The following is a 15,269-nucleotide window of genomic DNA, read 5'->3' on the forward strand; positions in this document are numbered from 1 at the left end:
ATTTTCCTGACCCCGGTCTGCAAATCCATGCACGTTACTGGTGCTGTTCCGGCGCAGAATGGTAACTATATTCTTCAGGAAATTTGACATGCTCCCCGTGCTTTATCTGTCCCATGGGTCGCCCATGCTGGCGGCCGATCCGGGCCCTGTCGGCACAATGCTGGCGGCGCTCGGGCAAGAGATGGCCGCCCTCAAGCCCCGTGCCATCGTCGTGGTTTCACCGCACTGGATGACGCGCCGGCCGGCCGTCACTGCCCGCGCGCAGCAGGAAGCGTGGCACGACTTCGGCGGCTTCCCGCCGCAGCTCTACGCCTTGGAATACGCCCCGCCCGGCGCGCCGGACTTGGCTGAGCGCATCCGTGCGCTGATCGACGGCAACATCGTCCCGGGGCTGGAAGAACAGGCTTCCACAGTGCTGGACCCGCGCCAGCCGCTGGACCACGGCGCCTGGGTGCCACTGATGCTGATGTTTCCCGAGGCGAAGATTCCCGTGGTGCAGGTGTCGTTGATGCCAGGCCTGTCGCCGGCTTGTCAGATGGCGATGGGGCGTACGCTCGCGCCGCTGCGCGACGAAGGCGTGCTGATCGTGGGTTCCGGCAGCTTCACGCACAACCTGCGCGCGCTGATGCGCGGCCCCGGCATGGCGCAGCATGGCGTGCCGGTCGAGCCTTGGGTGACGGCGTTCCGCGAATGGATGATCGAGACGATGACTGATGGCATCCGCAGCGGCGATTTCACCCAGTTCTGCGATTACCGCGCGCAAGCCCCGAACGCCGCGCACGCCCACCCGACCGACGAACACCTCATGCCGCTGTACGTGGCACTGGGCGCCGCGATGGGCCAGCCGAGCCAAGCCACGCCGGGCGGCGTGCAGGCTCAGCACGTGGTCGATACGGTGACGTACGGCTCGCTGGCGATGGACAGTTTCCGCTTCGATGGCGCGGGCGCCAATCAGCCGCAGCTGCGCGCCGCGGCTTGATTGGCCGAAACCACGAGCGGAACGACTGGCGTTATGCGCGGATCAGCGCTGGCGCCAGCGCCGTCGGATTGACCACGCTATCGACGTTGCCCTGCAGGACATCAAGGATGTTCTGGAACGCGATGCTGAAGTACAGCTCGTAACCTTCGCGTTCGACGTAGCCGATGTGCGGCGTGCAGATGCAGTTCTCCATGCGCAGCAGGGTGTGGCCCTGCAGGATGGGCTCCGTTTCAAACACATCGATGGCGGCCATGCCCGGGCGCCCGCGATTGAGCGACGTCACCAGGCCATTTTCTTCCACCAGTTCAGCGCGACTCGTGTTGACGAAGAGGGCGGTCGGCTTCATGCGCGTGAGGTCGGCCACCGTCACGATGCCACGCGTTTCGTCGTTCAGCCGCAGGTGGACCGACAACACGTCGGACTGCTCGAACAGCGCATCCTTCGATTCCGCTACGGCAAAGCCGTCGGCGCGCGCGCGTTCCTGTGAGCCCTCGCGGCCCCACACCAGCACATTCATGCCGAAGGCGCGACCGTAGCCAGCTACGAGCTGGCCGATCTTGCCGTAGCCGAAGATGCCCAGCGTCTGGCCCTTCAGGACTCGGCCGATGCCAAAGTTGGGCGGCATCGTGGTGGATTTCAGCCCCGACTGCTGCCACGCGCCGTGCTTTAAGCTCGCAACGTATTGCGGAATGCGGCGCTGCGCGGCCATCACCAGCGCCCAGGTCAACTCAGCCGGCGCCACCGGCGAGCCCTTGCCCTCCAGCACCACCACCCCCTTGTCGGTACAGGCATCCAGGTCGATATGGCTGCCCGAATCGCGCGATACGCGGCCAGTCTGGCTGATGATCTTGAGTTTGGGCAGGCGATCCAGCAACTGACGCGTTATGCGCGTGCGCTCCCGGATCAGCACAATGGCTTCAACGTCCGCCACGCGTGCGGCCAATTGCCCCACACCTTTGACGGTGTTGTTGAACACTTTGACTTCGTGATCCTGCATCAGGCTGAAGCAATCCAGCTTGCGAACAGCGTCTTGGTAGTCGTCCAGTACGGCAATCTTCATCGACATCTCACTTCGAACAATGGTGCGCAGCAAAAAACAGCGATCCCTCGCGGTGGTATTCTTCCCATCCCTCGTCGCACGACAATCTGTGTCGACGTTTGGAATTGCCCGCCGCGGGCACGCAATTTGCGCAGCCCCGCTGGTGACGAGTCCTTGTTCTAGGGTCTATTGACCTCGGTCCCGCCACTTTAGCGCACGCGGCCCCCGCTGCCCGGAAAAACCCACGTTCCGTCAGCGCTCCGCTTTGTAACTGAATGTGAAATCAGCACGGCTACCGTCCCTCCGCCTGCGTTACTCCCCCCTCTGGAAATCGCTGATCCGGCCTGCTCATGATGCGCCGTCGATCGCTTTCCAACCCGCCGCTGGGCGTGGCCACCGTGCTGATCCGCCACCGATTTCTTTCTCACTTCCATTGGAGTTTTGGTCATGAATCAACCCGTGATGCAGGGCGTGCCTGCATTGAACGTGCCCGATTACGTGAAACACCCGCGCCTGATCGCGTGGGTGGGCGAGGTGGCAGCGCTCACCAAGCCGGAGCGCATTGTCTGGTGCGATGGTTCGCAAGAGGAATACGACCGCCTGTGCGCCGAAATGGTGGCCGCCGGCACGATGAAGCAGCTCAACCCGGTCAAGCGCAAGAACTCGTACCTGGCGCTGTCGGACCCGTCGGACGTGGCGCGCGTGGAAGACCGCACCTTCATCTGCTCGCAGAAGAAGGAAGATGCCGGCCCCACCAACAACTGGACGGCCCCGGCCGAGATGCGCCAGACGCTGAATGGCCTGTTTGACGGCAGCATGCGCGGCCGCACGCTGTACGTCGTGCCGTTCTCGATGGGCCCGCTGGGCTCGCCAATCGCGCACATCGGCGTGGAGCTGTCGGACAGCCCGTACGTGGCCGTCAACATGCGCATCATGACCCGCATGGGTCGCGCGGTGTACGAGGTGCTCGGCGCTGACGGCGATTTCGTGCCGTGCGTGCACACCGTCGGCAAGCCGCTCGCCGCCGGCGAGAAAGACGTGCCGTGGCCGTGCAACCCGACCAAGTACATCGTGCATTTCCCGGAAACGCGCGAAATCTGGTCGTTCGGCTCGGGCTACGGCGGCAACGCGCTGCTGGGCAAGAAGTGCTTCGCATTGCGGATCGCCTCCACCATGGGCCGCGACCAGGGCTGGCTGGCCGAGCACATGCTGATCCTGGGCGTGACGTCGCCGGAAGGCAAGACGTATCACGTGGCGGCGGCCTTCCCATCGGCCTGCGGCAAGACCAACTTTGCGATGCTGATTCCGCCGGCCGGCCTGAACGGCTGGAAGGTGACGACCATCGGCGACGACATCGCCTGGATCAAGCCCCGCAAGGACGCAACCGGCAAGACCTGCCTGTACGCCATCAACCCGGAAGCCGGCTACTTTGGCGTGGCCCCGGGCACCAGCGAGAAGACCAACTTCAACGCGATGGCCACGCTCAAAGAGAACGTCATCTTCACCAACGTAGCGCTCACGGACGACGGCGATGTGTGGTGGGAAGGCATGACCGACACGCCGCCCGCCCACCTGATCGACTGGCAAGGCCAGGATTGGACGCCCGCGACCGCAAAGGAAACCGGCCGCAAGGCAGCGCATCCGAACGCGCGTTTTACGGCGCCGGCCGCCCAATGTCCCTCGATCGATCCGGAATGGGACAACCCGGCAGGCGTACCCATTGATGCGTTCATCTTCGGCGGCCGCCGCTCGACCACCGTGCCGCTCGTTACCGAAGCGCGCGACTGGACCGAAGGCGTGTACATGGCTGCCACGATGGGCTCGGAAACCACCGCCGCCGCTGCCGGCCAGCAAGGCGTGGTGCGCCGTGACCCGTTCGCCATGCTGCCGTTCTGCGGTTACAACATGGCCGACTACTTCGCGCACTGGCTCAAGGTAGGCGAGAAGCTGGCCGAAAGCGGCGCCACGCTGCCGAAGATCTTCTGCGTGAACTGGTTCCGCAAGGACGAGAACGGCAAGTTCGTGTGGCCCGGTTTTGGCGAAAACATGCGCGTGCTCAAGTGGATGATCGATCGCATCGAGGGCCACGCGCAGGGCGACGAGCACGCCTTTGGCGTATCGCCGCGCTACGAAGAACTGAGCTGGGACGGCCTGAACTTCACGGCCGAGCAGTTCGCCAAGGTGATCTCGCTGGACGCGGACGCCTGGAAGCAGGAACTGGCGCTGCACGACGAGCTGTTCACGAAACTGGCGCACGGCCTGCCGCAAGCGCTGCCCGACGCCAAGACCCGCCTGGAAGAACGCCTGGAGGGCTAACACCCGCCGTCTCTTTGGCATCAGGACAGAAAGCCCGCCTTGCGCGGGCTTTTTTTTCGCCCGCCCGCAGAAGGTTGCCCAAACAACGAGCAGTAATCCTAAAGTTTTAAATCGCGCGAATTACCCCTGCCAACAAAACAGATCAATTGATTTTTAGGAAATCGAATCGCTTTGTAAAAAATACCGCCGCACACATAAGCGCAATCATTATGCCGGCGCGAGCATAATCGTCATGCATTTATGCCGGACTTGAATCGTTGCACGCATGGTATCGGCCAAGAACGTTGCCTGGCGTAGCTTTATGAAGAATGCATGTCAACCGCGCCACCCCAATGCGTGTCGAATTGAATGAATTTCCAAATTTTAAAATTCCTGCGTGACGAATCCCTACGGGATTCTTATAATCCGGCAAAACGGAATCCCTTCTCTCTGAGCCAGAGGGGGGTTCATGACTAGAGGAAACGGGAAAGGGCTAACAAGCCTTATGCCAACGGAGGTGGGGGATCCCTACTTCACCGGCGCTCGGGGGGGCGCCGGCTCGGATTGTGCGCAAGCAATGCCGCAAACTGTGCAAACGATTGCATAGCTCGGCACGCTGCGGCAGGCACCGAGGGGTTTGCAGACCTTTCTCAGGACCACCCTGGACACCACCCAGGAGGCTCCGCTGGCGATCGTCGACGGGAACAGCAGCATGACGATCCGCGCAAGGCCAACGGCCGGGCAACAGCGCCCGCAAGAAACGACATGCGAGCACACGCGCAATTGCCCGCATGGCACTCATAACAACGCGCACCGCAGACAGCAGAGCGCAGCCGCGAGGCTGCTCGCCGGAGTGTGTCGGCTGGTTAGACGGGAGGTATCACAAAGTGGGTATTCAGATCTTGCTGGTCGAACAAGACCAGGCAGAGGGGGAGCGTCTGTCGTTTTCCCTGCGTGATGGTGGACACGACGTTCAACGGGTCAGCCATCCGGGCCAGGCGCAGTCTGCCATCCTGGTGGCCATGCCTGAGTTGCTCCTGATGGAGTGGACATGGCCCGAGCGCGAGTCGATCGACATGCTGCTGGCCTTGCGCGCCAACATGCAGACGCGCGGCCTGCCGGTTATCGTGCTGTCCCGTCATGGCGATGCGCGTGCCAAGATTGCCGCGCTCGACGCCGGCGCCGACGACTACGTCGTCAAACCGTGCGACACGGGTGAACTGCATGCCCGCATTCGCGCCGTACTGCGCCGCCGTGCGCCGCATCAGCACGGCGACGACATCCTGCAGGTCAACGGCCTGCGCCTCGATCCGCTCACGCTGGGCGTGACTGCGCAAACCGACACCGGCCCGCGCGCCATTCCGCTCAGCCCGCTGGAATTCCGCCTGCTGCACTTTCTCGTCGCGCATCCGCAACGCGTGCACTCGCGCACGCAACTGCTGGACCGCGTGTGGGGCAACCATGTATTCGTAGGTGAGCGCACGGTGGATGTGCACGTGCGCAAGCTGCGCGTGGCGCTGGCCGGCACGCCCTGCGATGGCCTGATCCAGACCGTGCGCGGCGGCGGCTATCGCCTCGTGGTGGGCACCAACGGCGCAACGGCCGCGCATGCTGCCGACGCGATCGGCATGCAACTGGAAACAGCAACCCGCAAGGCTGAACTGCCGGCATACGGCCGCGTCCCCACGACGCGCTCGCTCGGCCCGGCTCAGTTGGGCGCCTGACGAGCCTGTCCGCCAGAGCAGACCGCCGCTTGCGCATCGCGCAGCGGCGGTTTTCTTTTGCGTCAGCGCCTGGCGATGCACCTCGCAGCCCAGGCAGATTGGCACAGTTCCTTCTTGTGCTGCTGCGTCAACGCTGGCTTTCGCGCCAGCGTTTAAGCCAGCCGAGCCCTTCGCTCGTACCGGCACGCGGCCGATATTCGCAGCCGATCCAGCCGTCATAGCCGAGCGCGTCCAGCAACGCGAAGAGGTGTGGATAGTTCAGCTCGCCTTCGTCCGGTTCGTGGCGATCGGGCACGCCGGCAATCTGCACGTGGCCCACACCATCGACGTACTGCTTGAGCTTGACCGACAGATCGCCCTCCATGATCTGCGCGTGATACAGGTCGAACTGCACCTTGACGTTGGTCGCGCCGACTTCCTTGCACACCGCATGTGCCTGCGCCTGGTGCGTGAGGAAAAAGCCCGGCATGTCGCGCGTGTTGATCGGCTCCAGCACGATGGTGACCGCCGCGCCGGCAGCCTCGCGCGCAGCGTAGGCGACGTTGCTCACGTAGGTAGCGTGATGGCGTGCGCGGTCCGCACCCGCGGGTAGCAGGCCGGCCATCACGTGCAGGCGCGTGTTGCCGAGCACCTGCGCATACTCCAGCGCTGTCGCAATGCCGCGCTTGAATTCCTCTTCGCGACCGGGCAGCGAGGCGATGCCGCGCTCGCCGCCAGCCCAGTCGCCCGGCGGAGCATTGAACAGTGCTTGCGTGAGGCCAGCGTCGTCAAGACGGGCGCGGATATCCGCCTTGTCGAAGTCGTAGGGAAATAGGAACTCCACGCCCTCGAAGCCATCTTTTGCCGCGGCGGCAAAGCGGTCGAGGAACGCGTGCTCCTGGTACATCATGGACAGGTTGGCGGCAAAGCGCGGCATGGCAGACCTCTGAATACGATTGCTTATTTATTGACCAACTTCGGCGGCGTGCGCAACACGGCAATGCAGCCGAGCACCAGCACGCCCGCCAACGCATACATGCCGGCGGATGTGCTGCCCGTCATGTCCTTGAGCGCACCGATCATATAGGGGCTCACAAAGCCGGCCAAGTTGCCGACCGAGTTGATGGCGGCAATGCCGGCAGCGGCAGCCGTGCCTTGCAGGAAGGCCGTGGGCAGGGACCAGAACAGCGGCGCGCACGTCAGCACACCCGCAGCGGCCAACGACAGGAACACGATCGACAGGACCACGTTGTGCCCAGCCGTGGCCACCACGGCAAAACCGACTGCGCCCATCAGCGCCGGCACAACCAGGTGCCAGCGACGCTCGCGGCGTGCATCGGCACTGCGACCGATCAGCACCATGGTGATCGCCGCACATAGGTACGGGATGGCGGAGAGCACGCCCACCATGAAGGTGTCTTTCACACCGGCGTTCTTCACCAGCGTCGGCATCCAGAACGTCAGCCCGTACTGGCCCATGACGAAGGTGAAGTAAATCAGGCTCATCATCCACACGCGCGGATCGGAGAACACCTTGCCGATGCCGGGGTGCTCGGTCTTGCCTTTGTTATCGGCGGCAATGTTGGTTTCGAGGATCTGCTTCTCGTCTTCCGACAACCACTTGGCTTTGCGGATGCTGTCATCGAACTTCCACAGCACCAGCAGGCCCACCAGCACGGCAGGGACGGCTTCGATCACGAACATCCACTGCCAGCCCTGCCAGCCGCCGCCTACGCCCGTCCCGTGGAAGGCGCTCATGATCCAGCCCGACAGCGGATTGCCGAAGATGCCCGAGATGGGGATGGCCGCCATGAACATCGCCACAATGCGTGCGCGGCGATGCGACGGATACCAGTACGTCAGGTACAGGATGATGCCGGGGTAGAAACCTGCTTCGGCCAAGCCCAGGAGAAAGCGCATCACGTAGAACTGGGTGGGCGTCTGCACGAATGCGAATGCGCCCGAGATCAAACCCCACGTGATCATGATCCGCGCGATCCAGATACGCGCGCCGATCTTGTTCATCAGCAGGTTGCTCGGCACCTCGAAGAGAAAGTACCCGATGAAGAAGATGCCGGCACCGAGCCCGTAGACCGTCTCGGAAAAATTCAGCGCCTGCGACATCTGCAGCTTCGCAAACCCGACGTTCACACGGTCGAGGTACGCGACCACATAGCACAGCATGATGAGTGGGACGATGCGGCGCGACACGCGCGCATAGACGCTGTCCTCTTTTGAAACGGCGTGCGAAGGCAACGCCGCCGGGGTGGCGGTCGAGGTGTTCATGTGGTCTCCGGTGTAGGTTTTATGTGGGCCGTGCAGCGGGCGCTACCGATTTGCTATCGGTTGCTACCAACGGGCCCCGAACGTCTGGCGCAGTTCGTCGATCTGCGCGTCGGACAGCGGTGCAGGCTTGGGTTCGGTCATCAACCAAAGCCGTGCGGTTTCTTCCAATTCTTCCAGCGCGTAGGCTGCATTCGACACCGAGCCGTGCCATACCACGGGCCCGAGTCGATCGAGCAGCACGGCGCGCACGTCATTGGCCAGCGCAGCAATCTGCGAGGCCACATCCGGATGCCCCGGACGCTGATACGTGATGAGCGGTACGTGGCCGACCTTCATCACGTAGTACGGCGTGATGGGTGGCAGCACATCGGCTTCGTTCCAGACGCCGGCCAGCGTGAGCGCCACAAGATGCGTCGAATGCGTGTGCACCACGGCATGCGCGTCGGCATTGCGGTCGTAGATGCCGCGATGCAGGGCGAGCGTCTTCGACGGCTTGTCGCCGCCGACCCATTCGCCCGTCGCCAGGACCTTGGCAATACGCGCCGGGTCCAGCGTGCCAAGGCAGGCATCGGTGGGCGTGATGAGCCAGCCGTCAGGCAGGCGTGCGCTGATGTTGCCTGCCGTGCCGACGGTGTAGCCGCGCGCATACAGGCTCTGCCCGACGCGGGCGATCTCTTCACGCAGCGCTGTTTCGGTGAACGCGCTCATACGGCTGCCTCCGCGGTGGCCTGCGCCAGTTGCGCAAGCGCCTTCTCGAAGAAATCCACCGTTCCGAAGTTGCCGGACTTCAATGCCAGTGCAACCGGATCGTTGTCGATGGTGGCTGTCCAGGGCACGCCTGGGTCGATCTGCGGGCCGATGCGCAGCGCGCGCACGTCAAGCGCCTGCACCACCGCGCCCGATGTTTCACCGCCGGCCACCACGAAGCGGCGCACGCCATCGGCATGCAGCGTTCGGGCGATGCGGCCCAGGGCATCTTCAACCAGCTTGCCGGCGCGTTCCACACCCAGCGTTTGCTGCACGTGGGCCACTTGCTCCGGCGCACTGGTGGCGTACACCAGCACCGTCTGACCGGCATGGCGGTGCACGAAATCGAGCGCCTCGACCACCACCGGTTTGCCTTCGGCCAGCGCCAGCGGATCAATCTGGAAGGCGGGGCGCGATGCACGCCATTGCGCCACTTGTGCGTTCGTCGCGCGCGAGCAACTGCCCGACAGCACGATCGCCGAGTCCGCCACCACAGGCAGTTGGGCCGCGTTGCCATGTTCGGTGATCAGCCCTGCGCGGCGGTATTGCGCCGGCAAGCCAAGCGCCAAGCCCGAGCCGCCCGTGAGCAGGGGCAGGTCGGCAAACGCCTCGCCCAGCACGATCAGGTCATCGTTGGAAATGGCATCGGCAATCGCCAGCTTCACGCCGTCGGCGCGCAGTTGCTGGGCCTGATCGCGAGCGGCCTGGGCGCCGCGCATGATGGTGTCGTAACGCAGCAGGCCGACCTTGCCCGCGCTCTGGCGCGCGAGCACCGGCACGAGGTTCGGATCGCGCATCGGCGTCAGCGGATGGTGCTCCATGCCCGACGCGTTGAGCAGCACGTCGCCCACGAACAGATGGCCGCGGAAGATCGTGCGGCCGTTCTCGGGAAATGCAGGGCAAGCCAACGTGAAATCGGTGCCCAGCGCAGCCATCAACGCCTCGGCCACTGGGCCGATGTTGCCGTCGTCGGTGGAATCGAAGGTCGAACAGTATTTGAAGAAGAAGCGCGAGCAACCTTGCGCACGCAGCCAGTGCAGTGCGCTCAATGACTGCGCCACGGCATCGGCCGCCGCAATCGTGCGCGACTTGAGCGCCACGACGATGGCATCGGCATCCGCAGCGATGGCTTCCTCGCCTGCCTGCGGCACACCGATGGTCTGCACGGTGCGCATGCCGGCACGCACGAGCATGTTGGCGAGGTCGGTCGCACCGGTGAAGTCATCGGCAATGCAACCGAGGACCGGACGGGACTTGGGCGCGTTGCTCATTTTGGCTGGCCCTCCGGCAGCGTGATCCCCGGGAAGATCTTGATCACGGCGGAATCGTCTTCCCGGGCGTAGCCGGCGGTCGACGCCTGCATGAACATCTGGTGCGCGGTGGCCGCCAGCGGCAGCGGGAACTTGGTCGCGCGCGCGGTATCGAGCACGAGCCCCAGGTCCTTGACGAAGATGTCGACTGCCGACAGCGGCGTGTAGTCGCCCGCCAGCACATGGGCCATGCGGTTTTCGAACATCCAGCTGTTGCCCGCGCTATGGGTGATGACTTCATAAAGCGCATCCGCCGCCACGCCTTCGCGCAGGCCGAGGGCCATGGCTTCGGCGGCGGCTGCAATGTGCACGCCGGCCAGCAGCTGGTTGATGATCTTCACCTTGCTGCCCGCGCCAGCCTTGTCGCCCAGGCGATAGACCTTGCCGGCCATGGCGTCGAGCACATGGCCCGCCGCCGCATACGCCTCGGGCTTGGCCGAGGTCATCATGGTCATCTGGCCCGACGCGGCCTTGGCAGCGCCGCCCGAGATCGGGCCATCCACATACAGGATGCCCTGCTGCGCAAGGCGTGCCTCAAGTGCGATGGACCAGTTCGGATCCACCGTCGAGCACATGACGAAGGTGCTGCCCGGCCGCATGGCGCCCGCTGCACCGCCCTCGCCGAACAGCACGGCCTCGGTCTGCGCGGCGTTGACCACCACCGAGACCACCACATCCACACCAGCGGCAACCTCCGCCGGCGTTGCGCGGGCCACGCCGCCTTCCTTGGCGAAATCCGCTGCGGCACCCGGGCGCGCGTCGCAGGCATGCACGGTGTAGCCGTGATTGCGCAGGGTTTTGGCAATGCCCAAACCCATGGCGCCGAGTCCGATCACGCCGACCTTCCGGTCAGCCGCCGATTGCGTCATGAATGGCTCCTGAAATCAGTCTTGCGCCGTATCGCGGCCCTCGGCCAGGCGACGTGCGGCATTGAACATGTGGGTCTGCGCGGCGTTGCGTGCGGCAAGTGTGTCGCGGTGGCGGATGGCGTCGACCATCGCGCGGTGTTCGTCGCGGACTTGGCGCGCGAAGTCTTCGCGGCGTGCTTCGTTGCTGCGCGTCACGCCAATCGCTTCTTCCAGGTATTGGCTGAAGAAGCCAAGTGCCTGCACCAGAAACGGATTGCCGCTGGCGGCGGCGATGGCGTGGTGAAAGCGTAGGTCTTCGGCCACGCCGTCACCGCCTGCCGCCACTGCAGCGTCGATGCTGTCGAGTGCGGCGTCGATCTCGATCATCTCGGCATCCGTTCGGCGCTGAGCGGCCAGGGCGGCGCCTTCCGCCTCCAGCGCGCGGCGCAGCTCGATGATGTGGAGCACGGCATCGATCGAGCCGGCCTGCGCCGCGTCGATACGCAGCGGCTTGAGGCCAGCCTGCTGCGTGACGTACACGCCACTGCCCTGGCGCGCTTCGACCACGCCTTCGTGGCGCAGACGCGAGATGGCTTCGCGGATCACGGTGCGGCTCACACCGAATTCCTGGCCGAGCACGGTTTCGGACGGCATGCGTTCGCCGCGGCGCAGTTCGCCCGCGTCGATCTTGTCCATCAGGGTCTGGGCCACGCGGTCGGACAGGGAGGGCGCGGCGTCGAGTCGTTCAAACATGGTGGCAGGGAGATCTTGGCAAGGGTAAATTCGTCGTGTCATCATACAAGTTGAGTCGCAGAGCTTCATCCCTGTTTACCCTAGGCATCGATCAAAACGCCCGGCCGCATACGTCAGGCAACAAGGAGACACCATGAACATCGTCATCACCGGCGGCGCCGGTTTCCTGGGCCAGCGCGTGCTGGCGGCACTGCTCCAGCAACCCGGTCTGCCCGGCGCGGACGGCGCGGTGCAGCCGGTTGCGACTTTCATCGTGCTGGACCAGGTGCCGGGCCAGATTGCCGATGCGCGCGTGCGCTATGTGACGGGCGATGCTTCCGACCCGGCCCTCATCGCCCAGGTGATCGACGAAAACGTGGGCGGCGTGTTTCATCTGGCCGCCGTGGTGAGCGGTACCGCCGAGGCTGATTTCGACCTCGGCATGCGCGTGAACCTGGACGGCACGCGCGCATTGCTTGATGCGCTACGCGCGCAGCACGCCAAGACCGGCCGTGCGCCGCGCGTGCTGTTTGCCAGTTCGGTCGCGGTGTTCGGCGGTCAACTGCCTGCCATCGTCACCGACGACACGGCGGCCACGCCGCAGGCCTCGTACGGCGTGCAGAAGCTGATGGGCGAATTCCTGGTGGGCGAGTATTCGCGCAAGGGCTACGTCGACGGCCGCGCGGTGCGCATCCCGACTGTGTCGGTACGCCCGGGCAAGCCAAATGGCGCGGCATCGAGCTTTGCCAGCGGCATCATCCGCGAGCCGCTGTCCGGCGAAGACGCCATCTGCCCGGTGGAAGCCGAGACCGAACTGTGGCTCGCCTCGCCGCGCCAGGTGGTGGCCTCGCTGCTGCACGCGTACACGCTGCCGGCGTCGGCATGGGGCAATCGCCGCTCATTGAACCTGCCGGGCATTACGGTGCGGGTGGGCGAGATGGTGGAAGCGCTGCGCAAGGTGGCGGGCGATGCGCCGGTATCGCGCATCCGCTGGGAGCCGGACGCACGCATCAAGGCCATCGTGCAAAGCTGGCCGGCGCGCTTCAACACCGCCCGCGCCGATGCGATGGGCTTTGGGCGCGACACGTCGTTCGAGGCGATGGTGCGCGATTACGTGGAGGCCACGAAGGGCGCCTAACGGCCCTTTCCCAGCTCCACCGCAAACTTCACCAGTTCCGCCTGGCCCTCGATGCCGAGTTTGCGCTTGAGATTCAGGCGGTGCGATTCCACCGTACGCACGGACAGGCCCAGCTCGTCGGCGATGCGTTTGTTGGCATAGCCCTTGGCGATGCCGTCGAGAATGTCGCGCTCACGCGGCGTGAGCGCCTCGACCGGCGTGGGCATGACAGCCTGCTCGGCCATGCGCATCGCCAGTTGCGCACTGTAGAACGGCCGGCCGGCCAGCACGGCGTCGATGGCCTCGACCAGCTCGCTGGCGGGCGCGTCCTTAAGCACATAGCCACGCGCGCCCGCACGGATTACCTGCCGCACGTACTCCAGGTTGTCGTGCATCGACAGGACGAGCACGGCAATCTCGGGAAATTCCTCGGCAAACTTTTCGGTCAGCGCAATGCCGTTCATGCCGCGCATGCCGATGTCCATCAGTGCCAGATCGGGTGACAAGGTGCGTGCGGCCCGCAGGGCGGCATCGGCGTCACCGGCTTCACCCACCACCTCGAAATGCGGCACGGCTTCCAGCCGCATGCGCACACCATCGCGCACGAGCGGATGATCGTCGACGAGGAGCAGTTTGACGGGCGCGGCTGGTCGCATATTCATACGATGGGAGAAGAGGGAACAGAAGCCAGTTGAGCGATGACGACATGCGGGAGCGCAGCACACACCTCGGTGCCGTGCGGGCCCGAGGCGATGGTACAGGTGCCGCCCAGCGCGGCCATGCGTTCGCGCATGTTGCGCAAGCCGATGCCGCGTTCCGGGTCCACCTGGACGGATTCCACATCAAAGCCGGGGCCATTGTCGCGAACGGACAAGCGCACGGCATCGAGATCGTTTTCAAGCAATACGCCGATGCGCGTGGCTTGCGTGGCATGGCGCTCGATGTTCGAGACAGCCTCCTGCGCGATACGGAACAGCGCGGTGTTGCACGCGTCCGGTAGCTGCACGGGCGGGCCGACCACTTCGAGCGCAATCGCAAACCCCGGCTGGCTGTCTTCGTGCGCTTCGCGCGTTTCGCGCACAAGCAGCTCCAGCGCAGCCGCCAAACCGAGATCATCCAGCAGCGCCGGACGCAGGTTGTGCGACACGCGCCGCACCTCGCCCAGCGCGCTGTTCAACCGATCAAGCGCGCGACGCAACATGCTGTCCGCCCGTTCGATCGACGGCGGCGATGCTGGTGACGCTTCGAGATGACCATGCGCGGTTTCGAGCAGCAGCTTGGTCGAGACCAACACTTGGCTGATGCCATCGTGCAGTTCACGCGAGACACGCGCGCGCTCGTCTTCCTGAGACTTCACCACCTGCTGCGCGAGCTGGCGCAGCTTGGCATCGGCCTGGCGGTGGTCGCTCACGTTCAGCGCTAGACCGCTGCCCGCCACCAGCAGGATGCTGATCGCGGCAATGCCGACCACCCATGCCAGCGTCTGGTCGATGTTGGCCTGCGCGCGCTGGTCAATCTCTCGCAGGGTCTGCTCGATGTCATCCAGGTACAGACCAGTGCCCACCATCCAGCCCCACTGTGGAATTGGCTCGACATAACCAAGCTTGGGCACGCTCTGGTGCGTCGATGGCTTGTCCCACATGTAGCGCACGAAACCGCCACCGGCCTGCGCGGCAGCCACCAGTTTCTGGATGGTCGGCTGGCCGCCCGAGTCCGTCAGGTCCCACAGATCGCGCCCGACAAGTTCGGGCTGGCGCGGGTGCATCAGGTTGCGGCCGCGCAAGTCGTAGAGGAAAAAGTAGCCATCGGTGCCGAAGTCGAGGCGGGCGAGGGTGCGCATGGCTTCGTCACGCGTGGCTTCGTCCCGGGCTGGGTCGCCACTTTGGCCGGACGCAAGCAACGGCGCGATGGCACTCTGCGCAAGCTTGACGTAAGACCGCAGCTCGGTCTCCTTGGCCTGCAGGTACGCCGATTCCACCAACTGCCGCTCATGTCGCGCCAGCGCAATCGACTGATGCCGCACGGTCAGCATAATCGCCAGCATGGCGATGGTCAGCGGTGCGACGGCGAGGAGCAGGATCTTCTGGCGGAGCTTCATGGCAAAACGCGGCGTGCGTTGCGGCATTGCAAGGTGACGGAGCAGCCCCGGTCAGGTGTGGGGCTGCGTAGAACTACGGACGTGTGCTGCGTAGTCCTCCGCTTGTGGCGCGGGG

General features: G+C 64.7%; 13 protein-coding genes. 4 read left to right on the forward strand and 9 right to left on the reverse strand.

What is annotated here, in order from left to right:
• The first annotated feature begins 88 nt into the window (after positions 1–88).
• Positions 89–979: a DODA-type extradiol aromatic ring-opening family dioxygenase gene (locus tag BG83_RS0112310; RefSeq protein WP_024977008.1), complete on the forward strand. Its 891-nt coding sequence runs from the start codon at positions 89–91 to the stop codon at positions 977–979.
• A gap of 31 nt (positions 980–1,010) precedes the next feature.
• Here the strand turns inward: BG83_RS0112310 and BG83_RS0112315 are convergent, their stop codons facing one another.
• Positions 1,011–2,039, reverse strand: coding sequence for a D-2-hydroxyacid dehydrogenase family protein (locus BG83_RS0112315; RefSeq protein ID WP_024977009.1), 1,029 nt, complete (start codon positions 2,037–2,039; stop codon positions 1,011–1,013).
• A 426-nt stretch (positions 2,040–2,465) separates the two neighbouring features.
• Between BG83_RS0112315 and BG83_RS0112320 the strand changes: the two genes are divergently transcribed.
• Both BG83_RS0112320 and BG83_RS0112325 read left to right on the forward strand, forming a co-directional pair.
• On the forward strand, positions 2,466–4,334 hold the full coding sequence (locus BG83_RS0112320; protein ID WP_024977010.1) for a phosphoenolpyruvate carboxykinase (GTP): 1,869 nt from the start codon (positions 2,466–2,468) through the stop codon (positions 4,332–4,334).
• Between the two features lie 866 nt (positions 4,335–5,200).
• Positions 5,201–6,037 (forward strand): winged helix-turn-helix domain-containing protein, encoded by an 837-nt coding sequence (locus tag BG83_RS0112325; protein ID WP_024977011.1) that lies wholly within the window; start codon positions 5,201–5,203, stop codon positions 6,035–6,037.
• 127 nt (positions 6,038–6,164) lie between these two features.
• On the opposite strand, the gene otnI is transcribed toward BG83_RS0112325, so the two are convergent.
• The 6 genes from otnI to BG83_RS0112355 all read right to left on the reverse strand — a co-directional run bounded on the left by otnI (position 6,165) and on the right by BG83_RS0112355 (position 11,960).
• Positions 6,165–6,953 carry a 2-oxo-tetronate isomerase gene (gene otnI, locus BG83_RS0112330; RefSeq protein WP_024977012.1) on the reverse strand — a complete coding sequence of 263 codons (789 nt, stop codon included), beginning with the start codon at positions 6,951–6,953 and terminating at the stop codon, positions 6,165–6,167.
• A 23-nt stretch (positions 6,954–6,976) separates the two neighbouring features.
• Complete coding sequence (locus BG83_RS0112335; RefSeq protein WP_024977013.1) at positions 6,977–8,302, reverse strand: MFS transporter; 1,326 nt, start codon at positions 8,300–8,302, stop codon at positions 6,977–6,979.
• Between the two features lie 63 nt (positions 8,303–8,365).
• Positions 8,366–9,010, reverse strand: a complete 645-nt coding sequence (locus BG83_RS0112340) for an aldolase (protein ID WP_024977014.1) — start codon at positions 9,008–9,010, stop codon at positions 8,366–8,368.
• Positions 9,007–10,320, reverse strand: a complete 1,314-nt coding sequence (otnK, locus tag BG83_RS0112345) for a 3-oxo-tetronate kinase (RefSeq protein ID WP_024977015.1) — start codon at positions 10,318–10,320, stop codon at positions 9,007–9,009. Before otnK ends, BG83_RS0112340 begins: the two co-directional genes overlap by 4 nt.
• On the reverse strand, positions 10,317–11,228 hold the full coding sequence (gene ltnD / locus BG83_RS0112350; protein WP_024977016.1) for an L-threonate dehydrogenase: 912 nt from the start codon (positions 11,226–11,228) through the stop codon (positions 10,317–10,319). The genes otnK and ltnD overlap by 4 nt, the downstream gene beginning before the upstream one ends.
• A 15-nt stretch (positions 11,229–11,243) precedes the next feature.
• Positions 11,244–11,960, reverse strand: a complete 717-nt coding sequence (locus BG83_RS0112355) for a FadR/GntR family transcriptional regulator (RefSeq protein WP_024977017.1) — start codon at positions 11,958–11,960, stop codon at positions 11,244–11,246.
• A 133-nt stretch (positions 11,961–12,093) separates the two neighbouring features.
• Between BG83_RS0112355 and denD the strand changes: the two genes are divergently transcribed.
• The gene (denD, locus tag BG83_RS0112360; RefSeq protein ID WP_024977018.1) at positions 12,094–13,077 is read left to right on the forward strand and encodes a D-erythronate dehydrogenase; all 984 of its coding nucleotides are present in this window, start codon (positions 12,094–12,096) and stop codon (positions 13,075–13,077) included.
• Here denD and BG83_RS0112365 read toward each other — a convergent pair.
• Complete coding sequence (locus BG83_RS0112365) at positions 13,074–13,718, reverse strand: response regulator (RefSeq protein WP_024977019.1); 645 nt, start codon at positions 13,716–13,718, stop codon at positions 13,074–13,076. The two genes, denD and BG83_RS0112365, sit on opposite strands and share 4 nt — an antisense overlap.
• Entirely contained in the window at positions 13,715–15,154 is a 1,440-nt protein-coding gene (locus BG83_RS0112370) for a cache domain-containing protein (RefSeq protein ID WP_024977020.1), read from the reverse strand. The genes BG83_RS0112365 and BG83_RS0112370 overlap by 4 nt, the downstream gene beginning before the upstream one ends.
• Positions 15,155–15,269 lie beyond the last annotated feature (115 nt).

The sequence above is a fragment of the Ralstonia pickettii genome, assembly GCF_000607165.1.
Lineage (GTDB): Bacteria > Pseudomonadota > Gammaproteobacteria > Burkholderiales > Burkholderiaceae > Ralstonia > Ralstonia holmesii.

Bases quoted from the DNA above. Each gene is read 5' to 3' on its own strand.
- BG83_RS0112310 (WP_024977008.1), top strand. From the start codon at position 89: ATGCTCCCCGTGCTTTATCTGTCCCATGGGTCGCCCATGCTGGCGGCC.
- BG83_RS0112315 (WP_024977009.1), bottom strand. From the start codon at position 2,039: ATGAAGATTGCCGTACTGGACGACTACCAAGACGCTGTTCGCAAGCTG.
- BG83_RS0112320 (WP_024977010.1), top strand. From the start codon at position 2,466: ATGAATCAACCCGTGATGCAGGGCGTGCCTGCATTGAACGTGCCCGAT.
- otnI (WP_024977012.1), bottom strand. From the start codon at position 6,953: ATGCCGCGCTTTGCCGCCAACCTGTCCATGATGTACCAGGAGCACGCG.
- BG83_RS0112335 (WP_024977013.1), bottom strand. From the start codon at position 8,302: ATGAACACCTCGACCGCCACCCCGGCGGCGTTGCCTTCGCACGCCGTT.
- BG83_RS0112340 (WP_024977014.1), bottom strand. From the start codon at position 9,010: ATGAGCGCGTTCACCGAAACAGCGCTGCGTGAAGAGATCGCCCGCGTC.
- otnK (WP_024977015.1), bottom strand. From the start codon at position 10,320: ATGAGCAACGCGCCCAAGTCCCGTCCGGTCCTCGGTTGCATTGCCGAT.
- ltnD (WP_024977016.1), bottom strand. From the start codon at position 11,228: ATGACGCAATCGGCGGCTGACCGGAAGGTCGGCGTGATCGGACTCGGC.
- BG83_RS0112355 (WP_024977017.1), bottom strand. From the start codon at position 11,960: ATGTTTGAACGACTCGACGCCGCGCCCTCCCTGTCCGACCGCGTGGCC.
- denD (WP_024977018.1), top strand. From the start codon at position 12,094: ATGAACATCGTCATCACCGGCGGCGCCGGTTTCCTGGGCCAGCGCGTG.
- BG83_RS0112365 (WP_024977019.1), bottom strand. From the start codon at position 13,718: ATGAATATGCGACCAGCCGCGCCCGTCAAACTGCTCCTCGTCGACGAT.
- BG83_RS0112370 (WP_024977020.1), bottom strand. From the start codon at position 15,154: ATGAAGCTCCGCCAGAAGATCCTGCTCCTCGCCGTCGCACCGCTGACC.